This window comes from Pseudomonas sp. Rh2 (assembly GCF_040762985.1).
Lineage (GTDB): Bacteria > Pseudomonadota > Gammaproteobacteria > Pseudomonadales > Pseudomonadaceae > Aquipseudomonas > Aquipseudomonas taiwanensis.
The window spans coordinates 1,438,556-1,455,823 of record NZ_CP142890.1; the positions used below are offsets into that span (position 1 = coordinate 1,438,556).

20 protein-coding genes and 1 other RNA gene are annotated in these 17,268 nt (G+C 60.7%); 13 read left to right on the forward strand and 8 right to left on the reverse strand.

The features are described 5' to 3' along the window. Positions 1–63 precede the first annotated feature (63 nt). Positions 64–447 carry a tail fiber domain-containing protein gene (locus tag VXM67_RS06475; protein ID WP_023378803.1) on the forward strand — a complete coding sequence of 128 codons (384 nt, stop codon included), beginning with the start codon at positions 64–66 and terminating at the stop codon, positions 445–447. Between the two features lie 70 nt (positions 448–517). Here the strand turns inward: VXM67_RS06475 and VXM67_RS06480 are convergent, their stop codons facing one another. Beyond that, positions 518–955: a DUF1043 family protein gene (locus VXM67_RS06480; protein WP_023378804.1), complete on the reverse strand. Its 438-nt coding sequence runs from the start codon at positions 953–955 to the stop codon at positions 518–520. Positions 956–1,090: 135 nt separating this feature from the next. Here VXM67_RS06480 and VXM67_RS06485 point away from each other — a divergent pair, with 135 nt between their 5' ends. From VXM67_RS06485 to zapE, 3 genes are all read left to right on the forward strand, one after another. After that, a complete protein-coding gene (locus tag VXM67_RS06485) occupies positions 1,091–1,726 on the forward strand; it encodes an alpha/beta fold hydrolase (RefSeq protein ID WP_023378805.1) in 636 nt (211 codons plus the stop codon). A 25-nt stretch (positions 1,727–1,751) separates the two neighbouring features. Beyond that, the gene (locus VXM67_RS06490; RefSeq protein WP_023378806.1) at positions 1,752–3,095 is read left to right on the forward strand and encodes a tryptophan--tRNA ligase; all 1,344 of its coding nucleotides are present in this window, start codon (positions 1,752–1,754) and stop codon (positions 3,093–3,095) included. Between the two features lie 182 nt (positions 3,096–3,277). Then, a complete protein-coding gene (zapE, locus tag VXM67_RS06495) occupies positions 3,278–4,372 on the forward strand; it encodes a cell division protein ZapE (protein ID WP_023378807.1) in 1,095 nt (364 codons plus the stop codon). A 38-nt stretch (positions 4,373–4,410) separates the two neighbouring features. On the opposite strand, the gene VXM67_RS06500 is transcribed toward zapE, so the two are convergent. Next, on the reverse strand, positions 4,411–5,307 hold the full coding sequence (locus VXM67_RS06500) for a GlxA family transcriptional regulator (RefSeq protein ID WP_167332805.1): 897 nt from the start codon (positions 5,305–5,307) through the stop codon (positions 4,411–4,413). 281 nt (positions 5,308–5,588) lie between these two features. Next, positions 5,589–6,629, reverse strand: coding sequence for an NADP(H)-dependent aldo-keto reductase (locus tag VXM67_RS06505; RefSeq protein ID WP_027908078.1), 1,041 nt, complete (start codon positions 6,627–6,629; stop codon positions 5,589–5,591). 257 nt (positions 6,630–6,886) lie between these two features. On the opposite strand from VXM67_RS06505, the gene rplM reads away from it, so the two are divergent. The 7 genes from rplM to VXM67_RS06540 all read left to right on the forward strand — a co-directional run bounded on the left by rplM (position 6,887) and on the right by VXM67_RS06540 (position 11,759). Further along, positions 6,887–7,315 (forward strand): 50S ribosomal protein L13, encoded by a 429-nt coding sequence (gene rplM / locus VXM67_RS06510; protein WP_023378810.1) that lies wholly within the window; start codon positions 6,887–6,889, stop codon positions 7,313–7,315. Positions 7,316–7,330: 15 nt separating this feature from the next. Then, the gene (gene rpsI, locus VXM67_RS06515; protein ID WP_003260797.1) at positions 7,331–7,723 is read left to right on the forward strand and encodes a 30S ribosomal protein S9; all 393 of its coding nucleotides are present in this window, start codon (positions 7,331–7,333) and stop codon (positions 7,721–7,723) included. Between the two features lie 263 nt (positions 7,724–7,986). Continuing rightward, the gene (petA, locus tag VXM67_RS06520) at positions 7,987–8,580 is read left to right on the forward strand and encodes a ubiquinol-cytochrome c reductase iron-sulfur subunit (protein ID WP_023378811.1); all 594 of its coding nucleotides are present in this window, start codon (positions 7,987–7,989) and stop codon (positions 8,578–8,580) included. Next, on the forward strand, positions 8,580–9,791 hold the full coding sequence (locus tag VXM67_RS06525) for a cytochrome bc complex cytochrome b subunit (RefSeq protein ID WP_023378812.1): 1,212 nt from the start codon (positions 8,580–8,582) through the stop codon (positions 9,789–9,791). The genes petA and VXM67_RS06525 overlap by 1 nt, the downstream gene beginning before the upstream one ends. Continuing rightward, the gene (locus tag VXM67_RS06530) at positions 9,791–10,570 is read left to right on the forward strand and encodes a cytochrome c1 (protein WP_023378814.1); all 780 of its coding nucleotides are present in this window, start codon (positions 9,791–9,793) and stop codon (positions 10,568–10,570) included. Before VXM67_RS06525 ends, VXM67_RS06530 begins: the two co-directional genes overlap by 1 nt. 120 nt (positions 10,571–10,690) lie before the next feature. Next, the gene (locus VXM67_RS06535) at positions 10,691–11,314 is read left to right on the forward strand and encodes a glutathione S-transferase N-terminal domain-containing protein (protein WP_027908079.1); all 624 of its coding nucleotides are present in this window, start codon (positions 10,691–10,693) and stop codon (positions 11,312–11,314) included. A gap of 10 nt (positions 11,315–11,324) precedes the next feature. Continuing rightward, the gene (locus VXM67_RS06540; protein ID WP_023378817.1) at positions 11,325–11,759 is read left to right on the forward strand and encodes a ClpXP protease specificity-enhancing factor; all 435 of its coding nucleotides are present in this window, start codon (positions 11,325–11,327) and stop codon (positions 11,757–11,759) included. Positions 11,760–11,812: 53 nt separating this feature from the next. Here VXM67_RS06540 and VXM67_RS06545 read toward each other — a convergent pair whose 3' ends face one another. The 5 genes from VXM67_RS06545 to VXM67_RS06565 form a co-directional block, all read right to left on the reverse strand. Next, positions 11,813–12,031: a YgdI/YgdR family lipoprotein gene (locus VXM67_RS06545; protein ID WP_023378819.1), complete on the reverse strand. Its 219-nt coding sequence runs from the start codon at positions 12,029–12,031 to the stop codon at positions 11,813–11,815. Positions 12,032–12,153: 122 nt separating this feature from the next. Beyond that, the gene (locus tag VXM67_RS06550) at positions 12,154–12,732 is read right to left on the reverse strand and encodes a BON domain-containing protein (RefSeq protein WP_023378820.1); all 579 of its coding nucleotides are present in this window, start codon (positions 12,730–12,732) and stop codon (positions 12,154–12,156) included. Then, complete coding sequence (locus tag VXM67_RS06555) at positions 12,729–13,322, reverse strand: phosphoheptose isomerase (protein WP_012274070.1); 594 nt, start codon at positions 13,320–13,322, stop codon at positions 12,729–12,731. The genes VXM67_RS06550 and VXM67_RS06555 overlap by 4 nt, the downstream gene beginning before the upstream one ends. 86 nt (positions 13,323–13,408) lie before the next feature. Beyond that, a complete protein-coding gene (locus VXM67_RS06560; protein WP_023378821.1) occupies positions 13,409–13,780 on the reverse strand; it encodes a YraN family protein in 372 nt (123 codons plus the stop codon). Continuing rightward, positions 13,780–15,597: a penicillin-binding protein activator gene (locus VXM67_RS06565; RefSeq protein WP_186598810.1), complete on the reverse strand. Its 1,818-nt coding sequence runs from the start codon at positions 15,595–15,597 to the stop codon at positions 13,780–13,782. The genes VXM67_RS06560 and VXM67_RS06565 overlap by 1 nt, the downstream gene beginning before the upstream one ends. 187 nt (positions 15,598–15,784) lie before the next feature. Between VXM67_RS06565 and rsmI the strand changes: the two genes are divergently transcribed. Then, the gene (rsmI, locus tag VXM67_RS06570) at positions 15,785–16,660 is read left to right on the forward strand and encodes a 16S rRNA (cytidine(1402)-2'-O)-methyltransferase (protein ID WP_027908082.1); all 876 of its coding nucleotides are present in this window, start codon (positions 15,785–15,787) and stop codon (positions 16,658–16,660) included. Between the two features lie 67 nt (positions 16,661–16,727). Further along, an RNA gene (gene rnpB, locus VXM67_RS06575) (RNase P RNA component class A) lies at positions 16,728–17,101 on the forward strand. The last annotated feature ends 167 nt before the right edge of the window (positions 17,102–17,268 follow it).

Below are 17,268 nucleotides of genomic sequence, written 5' to 3' on the forward strand. Positions count from 1 at the left end.
TAGTTTGGGTGTTCGCACGGAATCTGTTCCGTGCCTAGTCCATTCACCTGAACAGGCATGAGTATGAAATTCAAGAGTGTACTTTCGCACGCCGCCCTGGCGCTTGCGGTGGTTACTGCCAGTGGGGTCGCTTTGGCAGGCGATGTGGGCCAGCCATGCTGCCCTTTCAGCGATAAAAGCCTGAAGACGTCGCCAGAGGCGCTGTCGGGTTCCACTCAGCAGTTGTTGAAACTGCAAGGTATGAAGTTCACCTGGAAAGAAACGGGGCGCAAGGATATTGGGCTGATGGCGCAGGATGTCCAGGCCGTGTACCCGGAACTGGTTCATGAGAAGAACGAAAAGCTGACGGTGGACTACCAAAAATTGGTCGCACCACTGATTGAGTCGATACGTGAACTGAATCAGCGGATCGATACACTGGAGAAGGCTCAGGCCAAGACGATGTAACGCGGGTTGTTGCCGTGTTCTTCACGCAATAAGAAAGGCCTCTTCCGAGGCCTTTTTGCATTTCACCCGCTTAACGCTTGAGCCCGTAGCTCTCGTCCAGCATGCCTGGCGAGTTCGGCGCCTTCGGCGCATAGTCGCGAGGCACTTCGGCGGTGTCCTTCGGCGGGGTCAGGCGGTCACGTGGGGCCTGGGCGGCCTCGGAGTGCAGGGCGGCCAGCAGGCGCTGACGGGTAACCTCGTCCAGCGCCAGGGCATTGGCGCCTTCGGCCAGGTGGTCCTGGACATCCTGGTAGCTCTGGGTCAGCTTTTTGACCAGCACGGCAGTGCTGTTGAAGTGGGTGACCACTTCGTTCTGGTAGGTGTCGAAGCGTTGCTGGATATCGTCCAGCTGGCGCTGTGTGCTGCTCGGCGCGGCATTGGGCAGCAGGCGCGCGACGACGAAACCGACCACGACGCCGACGACCAGGGCCAGGGTCGGCAACAACCAAACAAGGAGCGAGTGTTCCACGAGTCCTTCCTCTATAAACGGCTTTGCTTTACGTTAACGGCTCAGACCTGCGCTGTATACCGCGAGCGATCGCAAATCAGAACAGAATTCCTCAGCTAGACGAATCGACCCCTCCCGAGGTCACGGAGTAGTGCCTTGCTTGTCCGCGAAACCCCCTTGTTCATCGATGGCCCCGTTGGCCAGCTGGAAGCCTTGTACCTGGACGTGGCCGATGCCCGCGGTGCGGTGCTGATCTGCCACCCCAACCCGGTTCAGGGCGGCACCATGCTCAACAAGGTGGTTTCGACGTTGCAGCGTACCGCCCGCGATGCAGGCTACGTGACCCTGCGCTTCAACTACCGTGGTGTGGGCCAGAGCGCCGGCAGCCATGACATGGGCGCAGGCGAGGTAGCGGATGCCGAGGCCGCTGCTGGCTGGCTGCGCGAAAAGCACCCCGATCTGCCCTTGGTGCTGATGGGTTTCTCTTTCGGTGGTTTCGTCGCTACCAGCCTGGCCGGGCGGCTGGAGGCTTCTGGCGTGGCCTTGCAGCAGTTGTTCATGATTGCCCCGGCGGTGATGCGTCTGACGGCCGATTTCCCGCTGCCGCAGCATTGCCCGATCACCGTGGTGCAGCCGGAGAGCGACGAAGTCGTCGATCCGCAGCTGGTTTACGACTGGTCCGACAGCCTGTCGCGCCCCCATGAGCTGCTGAAAGTGGCAGAATGCGGACACTTCTTCCATGGCAAGCTGACCGATCTGAAGGATCTGCTGCTGCCGCGCCTTTCGAACTGAGCCAAGCCTGAATAAGCGAACACCCATGACCACGCGCATTCTCACCGGTATCACCACCACCGGCACCCCGCACCTGGGCAACTACGCCGGAGCTATCCGCCCGGCCATTCTCGCCAGCCAGCAGCCCGGTGCCGACTCGTTCTACTTCCTGGCCGACTATCACGCCCTGATCAAGTGCGACGATCCGCTGCGCATCCAGCGCTCGCGCCTGGAAATCGCCGCCACCTGGCTGGCCGGTGGCCTGGATCCGGACAAGGTGACCTTCTACCGTCAGTCAGATATTCCCGAGATTCCTGAGCTGACCTGGCTGCTGACCTGCGTTGCCGCCAAGGGCCTGCTCAACCGCGCCCACGCCTACAAGGCTTCGGTGGACAAGAACGTCGAAGCCGGTGAAGACCCGGATGCCGGTGTGACCATGGGGCTGTTCAGCTACCCGGTGCTGATGGCGGCGGACATCCTGATGTTCAACGCGCACAAGGTGCCGGTCGGCCGTGACCAGATCCAGCACGTGGAGATGGCCCGTGATATCGGCCAGCGCTTCAACCACCTGTTCGGTCAGGGCAAGGACTTCTTCGCCCTGCCAGAAGCTGTGATCGAAGAAAGCGTGGCGACGCTGCCAGGGCTGGACGGTCGCAAGATGTCCAAGAGCTACGACAACACCATTCCGCTGTTCACCAGCGCGAAGGACATGAAGGACGCAATTTCGCGCATCGTCACTGACTCCCGTGCCCCAGGCGAGGCCAAGGACCCGGACAACTCGCACCTGTTCACTCTGTTCCAGGCCTTCTCCACACCAGCCCAGTGCGCTGAATTCCGTGAAGAACTGCTGCAGGGCTTGGGCTGGGGTGATGCCAAGCAGCGTCTGTTCCAGCTGCTCGACAGCCAGCTCTCCGAGAAGCGTGAGCACTACCACCAACTGATCTCGCGACCGTCGGACCTGGAAGACATTCTTCTGGCCGGTGCCGCCAAGGCACGCAAGATCGCCACCCCGTTCCTCGAACAACTGCGCGAGGCCGTAGGCCTGCGCTCGTTCCGCAGCAGCGTCCAGGCAACTGCCGAAGTGAAGAAGAAAGCCGCCAAAAGCGCCCGTTTCGTCAGCTTCCGTGACGAAGACGGCAGCTTCCGCTTCCGCCTGCTTGCCGCCGATGGCGAGCAATTGCTGCTCTCGCGCAGCTTCGCCGATGGCAAGAGCGCCGGTGCGGTAAGCAAGCAGCTGCAGCAGGGCGGTGAGGCTGATGTGCGAGTCGAAGGCCTGGGCTTCAGTCTGTGGCTGAACGGCGAGCAGGTGGCCGACGGGCCGCAGTTCGACAGCGCCGAAGCCCGCGATTCGGCTATCGAAAGCCTGCGTGTAGCGCTGCAGCCCCTGTAGGAGCGGATTTATCCGCGAACACCGGCATAACCGGTGCCAGGCACCGCGTTGTCTGTTTTGCGGGTAGGCCTTCGCCCTCAGGAATGCATACCGCCTGAGGCATTTCGCCGCAAGTCTGATTGCCATTAAGCGGGCCTGTCGCTACAGTGACGGCCCGTTTTTTGTTGCCTCGCTAACGAATCATGACGCCCCTAGAACGATATCAAGCAGATCTGAAACGTCCCGACTTCTTCCATGACGCGGCGCAGGAGACTGCTGTGCGTCACTTGCAGCGTCTATACGACGATCTGGTCGCTGCGCACAACAGCAAGCCAGGTGTATTCGGCAAGTTGTTCGGCAAGAAGGAGCAGACCCCGGTCAAGGGCCTGTACTTCTGGGGCGGTGTGGGCCGAGGCAAGACCTACCTGGTGGATACCTTCTTCGAGGCGCTGCCATTCAAAGAGAAGATGCGTACTCACTTCCACCGCTTCATGAAGCGTGTGCACGAAGAGATGAAGACCCTCAAGGGCGAGAAGAACCCCTTGACCATCATCGCCAAGCGCTTCTCCCAGGAAGCCAAGGTCATCTGCTTCGACGAATTCTTCGTTTCCGACATCACCGATGCCATGATCCTGGGCACGCTGATGGAGGAACTGTTCAAGAATGGCGTTTCCCTGGTCGCGACCTCCAACATCGTGCCGGACGGCTTGTACAAGGACGGCCTGCAGCGGGCGCGCTTCCTGCCGGCCATCGCGATGATCAAGCAGAACACCGACGTGGTGAACGTCGACAGCGGGGTCGATTACCGCCTGCGTCACCTGGAGCAGGCCGAGCTGTACCACTACCCGCTCGATGATGCGGCGCACCAGAGCCTGCGCGCCAGCTTCAAGGCACTGACCCCTGAGTGCACCCAGGCGGTCGAGAATGACGTGCTGATGATCGAGAATCGTCCGATCAATGCCTTGCTCACCTGCGACGATGTGGCCTGGTTCGACTTCCGCGCCCTGTGCGACGGGCCTCGCAGCCAGAACGACTACATCGAGCTGGGCAAGATCTTCCACGCCGTGCTGCTGAGCAACGTGGAGCAGATGGGTGTGGCTACCGATGACATCGCCCGTCGTTTCATCAACATGGTGGACGAGTTCTACGACCGTAACGTCAAGCTGATCATCTCGGCCGAGGTGGAGCTGAAGGACCTGTACACCGGTGGCCGCTTGAGCTTCGAATTCCAGCGTACCCTGAGCCGCCTGCTGGAGATGCAGTCGCACGAGTTCCTGGCGCGCGCGCACAAGCCATAAGCCTCGGAGTTCGGGGCCGCTTGCCGGCCCCGCTCATCTCAAGCTTCTTGCATGAACTGCTGCCGATACTGGTTCGGGGACAGCTCAGTGTGCTGCCGGAACAGTCGGGCAAAGAAGCTGGCATCGTCGTAGCCAACCTCGTAGCTGATGGTCTTGATGCTCTTGCGCGTGCTCGACAGCAACCCCTTGGCCGTCTCGATGCGTAGCCGTTGCAGGTAGTGCAATGGTTTGTCGCCAGTCGCGCCCTGGAAGCGACGCATGAAGTTGCGAATGCTCATGCCGTGGTTGCGGGCCACGTCCTCGAAGCGGAACTTGTCGGCGAAGTGTTCTTCAAGCCAGTGCTGGATCTGCAGGATGATCAGGTCCTGGTGCAGCTTCTGCCCACCAAAGCCCATGCGTCCAGGGGTGTAGTTGCGCTGCACCTCGTAGAGGATGTCGCGTGCCACGGCGCGAGCCACGTTGGCGCCGCAGAAGCGCTCGATCAGGTAGATGTACAGATCACAGGCCGAAGTGGTGCCGCCGGCACAGTACAGATTGTCGGCGTCGGTAAGGTGCTTGTCCTGGTTCAGCCTGATCTTGGGGAAGCGCTCGGCGAAGCTGTTGAAGAAGCGCCAGTAGGTAGTCGCTTCCTTGCCGTCGAGCAGCCCGGCCTCGGCCAGCCAGAAGACCCCGCTTGCCTCGGCGCACAGTACGGCGCCGCGGGCATGTTGCTCGCGTAGCCACGGCAGCACCTGAGGGTAGCGCTGCAGCAGGTTGTCGAAGTCGTCCCAGAAGGCTGGGAGGATGATCACATCGGCATCGTCCAGGCCGCCGTCGACCGGCAACTGTACGCCGCTGAAGCTGTCCACGGGCTGCCCGTCGGGACTGACCAGGTGGATTTCGAACATGGGCTGCAAGCCCAGGCCCAGTTGCTTGCTATAGCGCAGGCTGGCCAGGTGGAAGAAATCCTTGGCCTGCATCAGGGTCGAGGCGAACACCTTGTCAATGGCCAGGATGCTGACGCGCCGCAACGACGCGGAGGGTTGGGTAAACATCATTGTCATTGTTCTTATAGGGTAGAGTGGTCAATCACCGGCTGGATCGTCTTATTTTTTGGCGATTGTGTCTACCCCGCAGATTCGCGCTACCTGCTTCGCGGGTAAACCCACGCCCACGAGGGCTGCGCGTAGCCCTACGGGAGCGGGCTCACCCGCGAAGCAGGCAATTGTGGTTCGGGTCAAGGCGCCGGATTGGGCTGCTGCTGATGAATCGCCTCGATCCCCGCCAGCAGCTCATCGCTGAGGTTCAGTGCCAGGCTATTGAGGTTGCTCTTGAGCTGATCCAGGTCGGTCGCTCCGATGATATTGCTGGTCACGAACGGTTGCCGAGTCACGAACGCCAAGGCCATTTGCGCCGGGTCCAGGCCATGATCGCGGGCCAGTTGCACGTAGCGGCTGCAGGCTGCGACTGTCTGTGGGTTGGAGTAGCGGGCGAAGCGGCTGAACAGGGTCAAGCGTGCCTTTGCAGGGCAGGCGCCATTCTCGTATTTGCCCGAGAGCATGCCGAACGCCAGTGGCGAGTAGGCCAGCAGGCCGCATTGTTCGCGAATCGCCACTTCCGCCAGGCCCACCTCGAAGCTGCGGTTGAGCAGGTTGTACGGGTTCTGGATCGACACCGCGCGCGGCCAGCCACGGGCCTCGGCCAGTTGCAGGAACTTCATGGTGCCCCACGGCGTTTCGTTGGACAGGCCTACATGGCGGATCTTGCCGGCGCGAACCTGCTCATCGAGCACTTCGAGGGTTTCCTCCAGCGGGGTGAAGTGGTCCTGCGGCAGGTGTTGGTAGCCCAGTTTGCCGAAGAAGTTGGTGCTGCGTTCGGGCCAGTGCAGTTGGTACAGGTCGATGCGGTCGGTCTGCAGGCGCTTGAGGCTTTCGTCCAGCGCCGCGACGATGTGCTGGCGGTTGTGCTTGAGCTGGCCGTCGCGGATATGGCTGATACCGTTGCCAGGGCCCGCGACCTTGCTGGCGAGGATCCAGTCGTCACGATCACCGTGCTCGCTGAACCACTTTCCGATGATCCGCTCGGTGGCGGCATAGGTCTCGGGGCGGGGTGGCACCGGGTACATTTCGGCGGTGTCGATGAAGTTGATCCCGGCCTGCTTGGCCAGGGCGATCTGTTCGAAGGCCTCTTCCTGGGTGTTCTGCTCGCCCCAGGTCATGGTGCCCAGGCACAGGGCGCTGACGTGGAGGTCGGTACGGCCGAGCTTGCGGTATTCCATCGGAAAGACTCTCCTTGGCAAAGATGCCCATAAAAGCAGGTTGAATTTTCTGGCGCAATCTGGATAATTCGGCCCCTCTCCGTGTGGCGGAAGTGATGCACCACCATGCAGGAAGAACCCCGTCGAACATTGGCGTGCCCGACCCGAGCCCCCAAAAGCGTCAGCGTTCGGCTGCGCGCTTGCCCTTGGCAAGTTGTGCACTATCCAGTAAGATTCGCCGTCTATTTTTCGCTGGGCGGCCTCTGAGGCTTTAGAGAATGAAAACTTTTACTGCTAAACCGGAAACAGTAAAGCGCGAGTGGTTCGTAGTCGACGCCGCTGGCCAGACCCTGGGTCGTCTGGCTACCGAAATCGCTAGCCGTCTGCGTGGCAAGCACAAACCAGAATACACCCCTCACGTTGACACCGGCGACTACATCGTCGTTATCAACGCCGAGCAGGTTCGTGTGACTGGTGCCAAGTCTTCCGACAAAATGTACTACTCCCACTCCGGTTTCCCAGGCGGCATCAAGGAAATCAGCTTCGAGAAGCTGATCGACAAAGCCCCTGAGCGTGTTATCGAAACCGCGGTCAAAGGCATGCTGCCTAAGAACCCGCTGGGTCGCGACATGTACCGCAAGCTGAAAGTGTACGCGGGTGCAACTCACCCACACACTGCTCAGCAGCCTCAAGAACTGAAGATCTAACGGGAAAAGTTCATTATGTCGGCGACTCAAAATTACGGCACTGGCCGTCGCAAGACCGCAACCGCTCGCGTTTTCCTGCGTCCGGGCACTGGCAACATCTCCATCAACAACCGTTCTCTGGACGTGTTCTTCGGTCGCGAAACCGCTCGCATGGTTGTTCGCCAGCCGCTGGAGCTGACCGAGACCGTTGAGAAGTTCGACATCTATGTCACCGTTTCCGGTGGTGGTGTCAGCGGTCAAGCCGGTGCGATCCGTCACGGTATCACCCGCGCTCTGATGGAATACGACGAAACCCTGCGTGGCGCTCTGCGTCGTGCTGGCTACGTCACCCGAGACGCTCGTGAAGTTGAGCGTAAGAAAGTGGGTCTGCGTAAAGCGCGTAAGCGTCCTCAGTACTCCAAGCGTTAATACCGCTTCGGCAGTCAAAGAAGCCCGGTTCCTTTGGAACCGGGCTTTTTTTATGTCTTGAACTAACCTGTCAGCATGTCGGTGACAACTGGCCGCATAGACGCAGATCAAGCAAAGCGAGGGTTGTAGCCCGTTGCAGGGGTAATCACCTTGTCAGTGTGTGGTTTTGTTTCTTACCATGGCGGCCAATTTTTAGTGCCACAGACATTACCTAAGTACAGGCCTGATTCAACAGGCCAAGCAAGCTGATGGGAGAGGACTGAATGAGCAATGACGGCGTCAACGCAGGCCGGCGCCGCTTCCTCGTAGCCGCGACATCCGTGGTCGGGGCGGCGGGGGCAGTGGGGGCTGCGGTACCGTTCGTAGGGTCATGGTTTCCCAGTGCCAAGGCGAAGGCCGCAGGTGCACCGGTGAAGGTCAACATCGCCAAGGTCGAACCCGGGCAGCAGATGGTGGCCGAGTGGCGCGGCCAGCCTGTATTCATCGTCAGGCGAACGGAAGAGATCCTCGGGAATCTCAAGAAGATCGCCGGTGAGCTGTCCGACCCTGAATCGAAGGCATCGGTGCAGCCGGCCTATGTCGATCCCCAGGTGCGTTCGATCAAGCCGGAGATCCTCATTCTCGTCGGTCTGTGCACCCACCTTGGGTGTTCCCCGACGTTCCGTCCGGAAGTGGCGCCGGCCGACCTTGGTCCTAAATGGGTGGGTGGCTACTTCTGCCCTTGCCATGGCTCCCACTACGATCTGGCCGGGCGGGTTTACAAGGCCCAGCCTGCACCTCTCAACCTGCCAGTGCCGCCTCACTCTTACGAGTCGGACGACATCATTGTCATCGGCGTCGATCAGGAGAACGCATGATGAGCAAGTTCATGGACTGGATTGATGCTCGCTTCCCCGCTACCAAGATGTGGGAAGACCACCTGAGCAAGTATTACGCGCCCAAGAACTTCAACTTCCTGTACTTCTTCGGCTCCCTGGCCCTGTTGGTATTGGTCAACCAGATCGTCACGGGTGTGTGGCTGACCATGAGCTTCACGCCGTCGGCGGAAGAGGCCTTTGCCTCGGTCGAATACATCATGCGTGACGTGGAATACGGCTGGATCCTGCGTTACCTGCACTCCACGGGGGCGTCGGCATTCTTCATCGTGGTCTACCTGCACATGTTCCGCGGATTGCTCTACGGCTCCTACCAGAAGCCCCGTGAGCTGGTGTGGTTGTTCGGCATGCTGATCTACCTGGCGCTGATGGCCGAGGCCTTCATGGGCTATCTGCTGCCTTGGGGGCAAATGTCCTATTGGGGCGCCCAGGTGATCATTTCGCTGTTCGGTGCCATTCCGGTGATCGGCGATGACCTCACTCAGTGGATTCGTGGTGACTACCTGATCTCCGGCATCACCTTGAACCGCTTCTTCGCCCTGCATGTCGTGGCCTTGCCGATCGTCATCCTGGGCCTGGTCGTGCTGCACATCCTCGCGTTGCACGAAGTAGGTTCGAACAACCCCGATGGCGTCGATATCAAGAAGAAGAAGGACGAAAACGGCATACCGCTGGACGGCATTCCGTTCCACCCGTACTACACCGTCAAGGATATCGTCGGCGTGGTGGTCTTCCTCTTCGTATTCTGTGCCGTGGTGTTCTTCTTCCCGGAAATGGGTGGCTATTTCCTGGAAAAACCGAACTTCGAGCAGGCAAATGCCTTCAAGACGCCAGAGCATATCGCCCCGGTGTGGTACTTCACGCCGTTCTACGCAATCCTTCGGGCGGTTCCTGACAAGCTGTTCGGGGTGATCGCCATGGGGGCGGCCATTGCCGTGCTGTTCGTGTTGCCCTGGCTTGACCGCAGTCCTGTGCGCTCGATGCGCTACAAAGGCTGGTTGAGCAAGATCTTCCTGCTGGTGTTCTGCGTGGCCTTCGTGATCCTCGGTGTGCTGGGCGTTCTGGCGCCGACACCAGGGCGCACCTTGCTGTCGCAGGTGTGCACGGTGTTGTACTTCGCCTACTTCCTGCTGATGCCGTTCTACACAAGGCTTGAGAAGACCAAACCGGTTCCGGAAAGGGTGACTGGCTGATGAAAAAGTTGATTGCAGTATTTTTGCTGGCAGTGATGCCTGCCTTTTCCTACGCTGCCGAAACTGGCCTGACGTTGGACAAGGTCGATATCGACCTCGCCGACAAAGCGGCCATGCAGGATGGTGCTCGTACCTTCGCCAACTATTGCATGGGCTGTCACAGTGCGAAGTTCCAACGCTATGAGCGTGTGGCCGATGACTTGGGCATTCCACACGAGCTGATGCTCGAGAAACTGGTGTTCACCGGTGCCAAGATCGGCGACCACATGAAGATCGGCATGCAGCCAAGTGATGCCAAGACCTGGTTCGGCGCGGCGCCACCTGACCTGACGCTGGTTGCCCGGGTGCGCGGTACCGACTGGTTGTACACCTACCTGCGCAGCTTCTATGAAGACAAGTCGCGTCCTTATGGTGTCAACAACAAGGTGTTCCCGAACGTCGGCATGCCCAACGTGCTGGTGGGACTGCAGGGTAACCAGGTCATCGGCTGCAAGCAGGTGCAGACCGTGGTCGACGGCAAGAAGCAATTCGACCCATTGACAGGTAGTCCGCTGACCCATGAGGCTTGTGACCAGCTGACCATTACGCCGAATTCCGGTACCCTGACCACCGAGCAGTTCGACGAGAAGGTCAAGAACCTGGTGACCTTCCTGGCCTATTCGGCCAACCCGGTCAAACTGGAAAGCCAGCGTATCGGTACTTATGTGTTGCTGTACCTGGCTTTCTTCTTCGTATTCGCCTATTTGCTCAAGCGCGAATACTGGAAGGACGTGCACTGATCACGCAGTAGTTTCTGGTAGTTGAACGCGCCCTGGGCGCTCCACCGCTGACGCGGAGGGGTCTCCAGGGCGCGTTTGCATTTGCAGTTTCATAAGCATCCCCATGCGAGGAGGCGCTACATGGGCGCAACCAACAGGTTAGCCTGCTATTCCGACCCCGCTGATCACTATTCCCATCGCGTGCGCCTGGTGCTCGCGGAGAAAGGCGTCAGCGTGCAGATCATCGATGTGGATCGCGGTCGTCTGCCACCCAAGCTGGTTGAAGTGAACCCCTATGGGAGCGTGCCGACCCTGGTCGACCGTGACCTGGCGTTGTATGAATCGACCGTGGTGATGGAGTACCTTGAGGAGCGGTACCCGCATCCGCCACTGATGCCAGTATACCCGGTGGCACGTGGCAACAGCCGTCTGCTGATACATCGTATCCAGCGCGACTGGTGTGCGCTGGCCGATACCATCCTCGATGCGCGCAGCGCCGATGCCGCGCGTACAGAGGCGCGCAAGGCGTTGCGCGAGAGCTTGACCGGCGTGTCGCCGCTGTTTGCCGAGTTCGCTTGCTTCATGAGCGAGGAGCAAAGCCTGGTCGACTGTTGTCTACTGCCCATACTCTGGCGTTTGCCGGTATTGGGTATCGAATTGCCGCGGCAGGCCAAGCCGCTGCTGGATTACATGGAGCGACAGTTTGCCCGTGAGCCATTCCTGGCAAGCCTGTCCTCCGTTGAACGTGAAATGCGCAAGCTTTAAGGAGCCGTTGATGAACTCCAGTCGCCCCTATCTGGTTCGAGCGCTGTACGAGTGGATCGTCGACAACGATTGCACCCCTCATATGCTGGTCAATGCCGAATATCCGGCGGTCCAGGTGCCGCAAGGCTTCGCCAGTGACGGTCAGATCGTCCTGAATATTTCCCCCAGCGCGGTACGCAGCCTGCACATGGACAACGAAGCGGTGAGCTTCGAAGGCCGGTTCGGCGGTGTGGCGCATTCGCTGTTCGTGCCAGTTGGCGCGATCCTCGGTATCTATGCCCGCGAAAACGGCCAGGGTATGGTCTTCGAGCTGGAGCCTCCACTGATGGATGGCGACGACGACATCGAAGATGAAGGTGTCGAGCCGGATGACGATGGCCCGCCTGAGGGAGGTGGCCAGCCGCCGCGTCCGAGTGGGCGGCCAAGCCTGAAGGTGGTCAAGTAAACAAAAAAGGCGATCCATGCGGGATCGCCTTTTTTATGGCTGCGGGCCAGGACTTACAGGTCGCTGATGCTGCGCACCTGGTCCTTGTTGACGCGGGTGCGTTTGCCGTCGAGCTGCTGGAATTCGTAGAAGCCAGCGTCCTGGTCGAACTGCGGCTCATCGACGGTCTGGAACTCGCGGCCGTCGTTGAGGGTGATCAGGCTTGGAGTGGAGCAGCCGGCCAGGGTGGCGAAGGCGCCGATCAGCAGGGCGGGCAGCAGAAGCTTTTTCATGCGGTGTTTCCTGGGTTTCTGTAGGGGTGGTGCGGAGGGAGGCCCATGCCGGCTCCGTACAGGTCGTTTCCACCTGCAGGAGCCGGTCGCCGGCGATCATTCCGGTGCGGGCAATCAAGGAATCAGTCGATGTACTCGTACAGCTTGACGATTTTCTGCACGCCCGACACGCCCTGTACCACGGCGGTGGCTGCGTTGGCCTCGCCTTGGGTGACCAGGCCGAGCAGATAGACGATACCGTTTTCGGTGATCACCTTGATGCGCGAGCTGGGTACGTTGGCGTCAGCCAGCATCTGGGTCTTGATCTTGGTGGTCAGCCAGGCGTCGTTGTTGCGCGCAAGGATGGAGGAGGGCTGCATCACTTGCAGCTCGTTGTGTACTTTCTTGACCCGCTGGACCTGGCTGGCGGTCTGTTCCGCCAGGCTCTTGAGGTCGGCGCGAGGTGTCTGGCCGGCAAGCAGCACGATGCCGTTATAGCTGCTGACGACAATGTGCGAACCTTTGTCCAGGTCCGGGCTGGCCTTGGCGATGTTTACCGCAGCCTTGGTTTCGATCAGCGAATCGTCGATCTTGCTACCGATGGTGCGAGTGCCGCGATCATCCTCGATCGGCGAGTTGCGGGTCGAGGTCAGTACCGAGCTGCAGCCGGTGACGCTCAGGCACAGGGTCAGGGCCATCAGGCCGAGGCGCTTGGGGATCATTCTTCACTCCCGAACAGTTGGCTGTCGATCAGATCGCACAGGCAATGGATCGCCAGCAGGTGGACTTCCTGGATGCGTGCAGTGACCGTCGAGGGCACGCGAATCTCGACGTCCTCGGGCAGCAGCAGTGAAGCCATGCCGCCGCCGTCACGACCGGTCAATGCTACGACAATCATTTCACGATCATGTGCGGCCTGGATGGCCTGAATGACGTTCGCCGAATTGCCGCTGGTGGAAATGGCCAGCAGAACGTCGCCCGGTTGGCCCAGGGCGCGGATCTGCTTGGAAAAGACCTCGTTGTAGCTGTAGTCGTTGGCAATCGAGGTCAGGGTCGAGCTATCGGTGGTCAGGGCAATGGCCGGCAGACTCGGGCGCTCGCGTTCGAAGCGGTTGAGCAGCTCCGATGAAAAATGCTGGGCATCGCCGGCCGAGCCGCCGTTGCCACAGGCGAGCATCTTGCCCTCGTTGAGCAGTGCGTTGACCATGACCAGACTGGCCTGCTCGATGTGCGGTGCCAGGATGTCCATTGCCTGTTGCTTGGTGTCGATGCTGGCCTGGAACAGCCGGCGAATTCGGGATTGCATGTCCATCGGGTGACCTTAAGTGGGGCGGTGGCCGGCGCGGCGCGCAACAGAGACCAGCCCGCGAAACATAGAGCAAAAAAAATGAAGTGGGTTCAGCATTCGAAGGCGTTTTTCAGCCATTGAAGCGGTCGGCCTGCATGCTGGCTGCCCTGCAGGGCGACAACGTCGAAGCGGCAGGGTTGGTTGGCCCAACGGGACTCCTTCTGCAAGAACAGGCTGGCGGCAAGCGCCAGTCTTTTCTGCTTGCGCCCGTCGATACTGCCGAGGGCGCCACCGAAATCCGCATGCAAGCGGTAGCGGACTTCGACGAATACTACTGTATCGGCGTCGAGCATGACCAGATCAAGCTCGCCGCCTTTACATCGCCAATTGCGAGCCAGCAGTTGCAGGCCTTGCCCCTGAAGGTATTCAAGGGCTTGGTTTTCTGCGGTTTGGCCGGCACGGGTCGGCGATGCGTCCGGCATCAGCGCGCAGTGTCCGGCAGGCGCTTGATCTGGCCGCCCGAGAACTCGGCCCACGGCAGCTGACGCTCCACGCGCTGGTTGGCGTTCATGGTCAGGCTTCCGGAGAGGCCTTGCACGCGGTTATCCGGCAGTGCCTTGAGTTGGCCCAGGCGAGGCGCCAGGCTGTAGGCGTCAACGCCCATGGCGTACAGGCGGCCAAGGCTGCCGGCGGCTTGCGGCCACTGTTGGACCACTTGTTGACGCAAATTGTTGGTGGTGTCGAGCAGCCACGGGGTTTCGCAGAAGCGAATGCCGTTCATGTCGTTGTACTGGTTGACGTCACCGCTGGCGCTGTAGAGGTTCGAGGTGGCGTATACCGGTACGTCGCCCGCGTACTGGAAGTTCAGCGTCGGCTTGATCTGTTGCGCCTGTTGCGGGGTCGAGGCGAGGAAGATGAAGTCGATGTCCTGGCGACGCGAAGGCTGTGCGGCAATGTTGCCACCTACCGTGCTTTGCAAGCTCTGGGCGCGACCTTCGCTCTGGCGAAGTTGGAACAGGTCGGCGATTTGCTGGGCCAGGGCTACTGGCTGGGCGATGCGCTCGGCGGCCAGCAGGGTGCCGCCGTTGCTCTCCCAGTCCTTGCGGAAGGCGGCAAGCACGCGGTCACCCCATTCGCCGCTCGGCACCAGGGCAACGGCGCGGACCATGCCGTCGGCACGGGCGCGGCGAGACACTTCGCGAGCTTCGTCCTCGGCGGCCAGGCCGAACTGGAACAGTTGCGGTGGGGTGGCTTGCCCGGCGTCCGCGTAGTTCAGCGCCAGGGTGGTGATTGGCAGTTGCGGGTAGGCCGCGAGCTTTTTCACCAGTGGTTTTTCCAGTGGGCCGACCACCAGCTGTACGCCTGCGGCCTGCGCCTGGCGGTAGAAGTCGTCGAGGGAGGTGATGCGCGAGCTATCGAAGACCTGAACGGCGGGCGCCGGCTGGCCGGCCTGCTGGGCCTGGAAGTGCGCAGCCATGAAGCCATCACGCAGGGCGCGGGCGACACCGGCCAGTGGGCCCTCCTGAGGCAGCAGCAGGGCGATCTTGGTCAGTGGCTGGCTGGCCAGTTCCTTGAGCTTGGTCAGCGCCAGCGGCAGTTGCTGTGCTGCAGGGTGGTCAGGGTGCTGCTTGCGCCAGGTTTCGATGGCCGCTTGCTGCTGCTCAAGGGTGCCGGCGCTCTTCACTGCAAGGGCCAGGCTGGTCCAGCCGCCCAGGGTTACGTTGCCTGCTGGCTGCTGCAGCTGTTCGGCCGGCAGTGATGCCACCAGCGCCCAGATCGAATCGTTGTTGCTGCTGGCGGCCTGGCCACTGAGCAGGGGTGCCAGCAGAACGCGCTGCTGGGCTGCGGCAAGCGCCTGGCCGTCGGCTTCGAGGGCGGCGGCATGCACATTGTAGGTGCGGGCCTGTTGTTCTTCCGGCAGCTCGGCAACGCGTTGCAGGCTCGGGTGCGACAAGGCGGCCAGCGCCGCCTTGGGCTGCTTGCGGCTCATCGCCAGTTCTGCGGCGAGGGTGCTGGCGAACACCTGCTGCGCAGGCTTGAGCGTGTCCAGTGGTACTTGTTCGAGAATGCGCGCGGCGCGCGGGAAGTCCTTCTGCTTGTAGGCCAGGTCGGCGGCGCTCAGGCGCAGCAGTGCGGCATCTTCCGCAGATTTGCTGGTGGAGGCTTTTTCGAGCAGTTGCTCGATGCTGGCGTCCGGGGTGCGTGGCAGTTCGCCCAGGCTGGATGAGGGCGAGCTGGCGCAGGCTGCCAGCAAGGTAGCGAGGCAGAGGGCTGTGAGCAGCCGCAGGCAAGCGATCATGTAAAGGTCCTGTTACTCGATCAAGTTGGCCGGCAATTGTACCCAAGCGCTGGCCGGGGCGCGATGTCGCCGATGCGGAACCTTCACTATAGGTGGCTCACCATTGGTCGTATGCGAAGTTCTTTGCGCTCTGTAACAAGCGCTCGGGCTACAATGGCGCCTTTGATCCGAAAGACAGGTGTGCGCAGTGACTGATGTGGCAGGGGCTTCCAAAACCACCGTGGGTACGCTGTACGTCGTGGCAACGCCCATTGGCAACCTTGACGACATGAGCGCCAGGGCGCTGAAGGTACTGGCCAATGTCGCCCTGATAGCGGCCGAGGACACCCGGCACTCGATCCGCTTGCTGCAGCACTTTGGCATCGATACGCCGCTGGCTGCCTGCCATGAACACAATGAACGCGACGAAGGCGGTCGGTTCCTGGGCAAGCTGTTGGCCGGCGACGATGTGGCGTTGGTCTCCGATGCTGGTACGCCGCTGATTTCCGATCCTGGCTACCACTTGGTGCGTCAGGCGCGAGCGGCAGGCGTCAATGTGGTCCCGGTGCCAGGTGCGTGCGCGTTGATCGCCGCACTGTCGGCAGCGGGCCTGCCGTCCGACCGGTTCATCTTCGAAGGCTTCCTGCCTGCGAAGGCTGCCGGTCGCCGTGCCCGGCTCGAGCAGGTAAAGGAAGAGCCTCGTACGTTGATCTTCTACGAGGCGCCTCACCGTATCCTCGAGTGCCTGGAAGACATGGAGGCTGTGTTCGGGGCCGAGCGACCGGCACTGCTTGCACGTGAACTGACCAAGACCTTCGAGACGCTCAAGGGCTTGCCCTTGGGTGAGCTGAGAGCTTTTGTCGCCAGCGATGCCAACCAGCAGCGCGGTGAGTGCGTGGTGTTGGTGGGCGGCTGGAGTGCGCCGGAGGGCGACCAGGCCATCAGCGCCGAGGCCCAGCGGGTGCTGGATCTGTTGCTGGCGGAATTGCCGCTCAAGCGCGCGGCGGCATTGGCTGCGGAAATCACCGGTGTGCGCAAGAATCTGTTGTATCAGGCCGCACTGGAAAAGCAGAAAGCCCAGTAGTGGCCTTATGCTATTCTTTGCGGTATGGCTTGTTCTTGGGCGCGCCTACCGTTAACCTTGGCGGCGGAGAGTCGATCGGACAGTCGCTGCCTGCTTTTGTTCCGCAACTTTTGTTGCGTGACGGCAGGGGGAGGAAAGTCCGGGCTCCATAGGGCAGGGTGCCAGGTAACGCCTGGGAGGCGCGAGCCTACGGAAAGTGCCACAGAAAACAACCGCCTAAGCACTTCGGTGCCGGTAAGGGTGAAAAGGTGCGGTAAGAGCGCACCGCACGGCTGGCAACAGTCCGTGGCTAGGTAAACCCCACTCGGAGCAAGACCAAATAGGGTTCCATTAGGCGTGGCCCGCGTCGGAACCGGGTAGGTTGCTAGAGGCGTCCAGTGATGGCCGTCGTAGAGGAATGACTGTCCTCGACAAAACCCGGCTTACAGATCGACTCTCCACCTTCCTCTCCTGCTTGAATCGATAGCAGATCCCTCTTGGTAATACCGAAAAATTCTTACTCTTAATAAATCACTTTAACTTCAAACTCTATCCGTCTGGGAGCGTTTGATTTTCCCCGTCTTTTTTTCTTTCCGGCAGTGCTTCCTTCTTCCCTTGTTGCGCTAAAT

Excerpts from the sequence above, each read along its gene's own strand:
- VXM67_RS06475 (WP_023378803.1), top strand. The coding sequence starts at position 64 with ATGAAATTCAAGAGTGTACTTTCGCACGCCGCCCTGGCGCTTGCGGTG.
- VXM67_RS06490 (WP_023378806.1), top strand. The coding sequence starts at position 1,752 with ATGACCACGCGCATTCTCACCGGTATCACCACCACCGGCACCCCGCAC.
- zapE (WP_023378807.1), top strand. The coding sequence starts at position 3,278 with ATGACGCCCCTAGAACGATATCAAGCAGATCTGAAACGTCCCGACTTC.
- VXM67_RS06505 (WP_027908078.1), bottom strand. The coding sequence starts at position 6,629 with ATGGAATACCGCAAGCTCGGCCGTACCGACCTCCACGTCAGCGCCCTG.
- rplM (WP_023378810.1), top strand. The coding sequence starts at position 6,887 with ATGAAAACTTTTACTGCTAAACCGGAAACAGTAAAGCGCGAGTGGTTC.
- rpsI (WP_003260797.1), top strand. The coding sequence starts at position 7,331 with ATGTCGGCGACTCAAAATTACGGCACTGGCCGTCGCAAGACCGCAACC.
- petA (WP_023378811.1), top strand. The coding sequence starts at position 7,987 with ATGAGCAATGACGGCGTCAACGCAGGCCGGCGCCGCTTCCTCGTAGCC.
- VXM67_RS06525 (WP_023378812.1), top strand. The coding sequence starts at position 8,580 with ATGAGCAAGTTCATGGACTGGATTGATGCTCGCTTCCCCGCTACCAAG.
- VXM67_RS06530 (WP_023378814.1), top strand. The coding sequence starts at position 9,791 with ATGAAAAAGTTGATTGCAGTATTTTTGCTGGCAGTGATGCCTGCCTTT.
- VXM67_RS06535 (WP_027908079.1), top strand. The coding sequence starts at position 10,691 with ATGGGCGCAACCAACAGGTTAGCCTGCTATTCCGACCCCGCTGATCAC.
- VXM67_RS06540 (WP_023378817.1), top strand. The coding sequence starts at position 11,325 with ATGAACTCCAGTCGCCCCTATCTGGTTCGAGCGCTGTACGAGTGGATC.
- VXM67_RS06545 (WP_023378819.1), bottom strand. The coding sequence starts at position 12,031 with ATGAAAAAGCTTCTGCTGCCCGCCCTGCTGATCGGCGCCTTCGCCACC.
- VXM67_RS06550 (WP_023378820.1), bottom strand. The coding sequence starts at position 12,732 with ATGATCCCCAAGCGCCTCGGCCTGATGGCCCTGACCCTGTGCCTGAGC.
- VXM67_RS06555 (WP_012274070.1), bottom strand. The coding sequence starts at position 13,322 with ATGGACATGCAATCCCGAATTCGCCGGCTGTTCCAGGCCAGCATCGAC.
- VXM67_RS06560 (WP_023378821.1), bottom strand. The coding sequence starts at position 13,780 with ATGCCGGACGCATCGCCGACCCGTGCCGGCCAAACCGCAGAAAACCAA.
- VXM67_RS06565 (WP_186598810.1), bottom strand. The coding sequence starts at position 15,597 with ATGATCGCTTGCCTGCGGCTGCTCACAGCCCTCTGCCTCGCTACCTTG.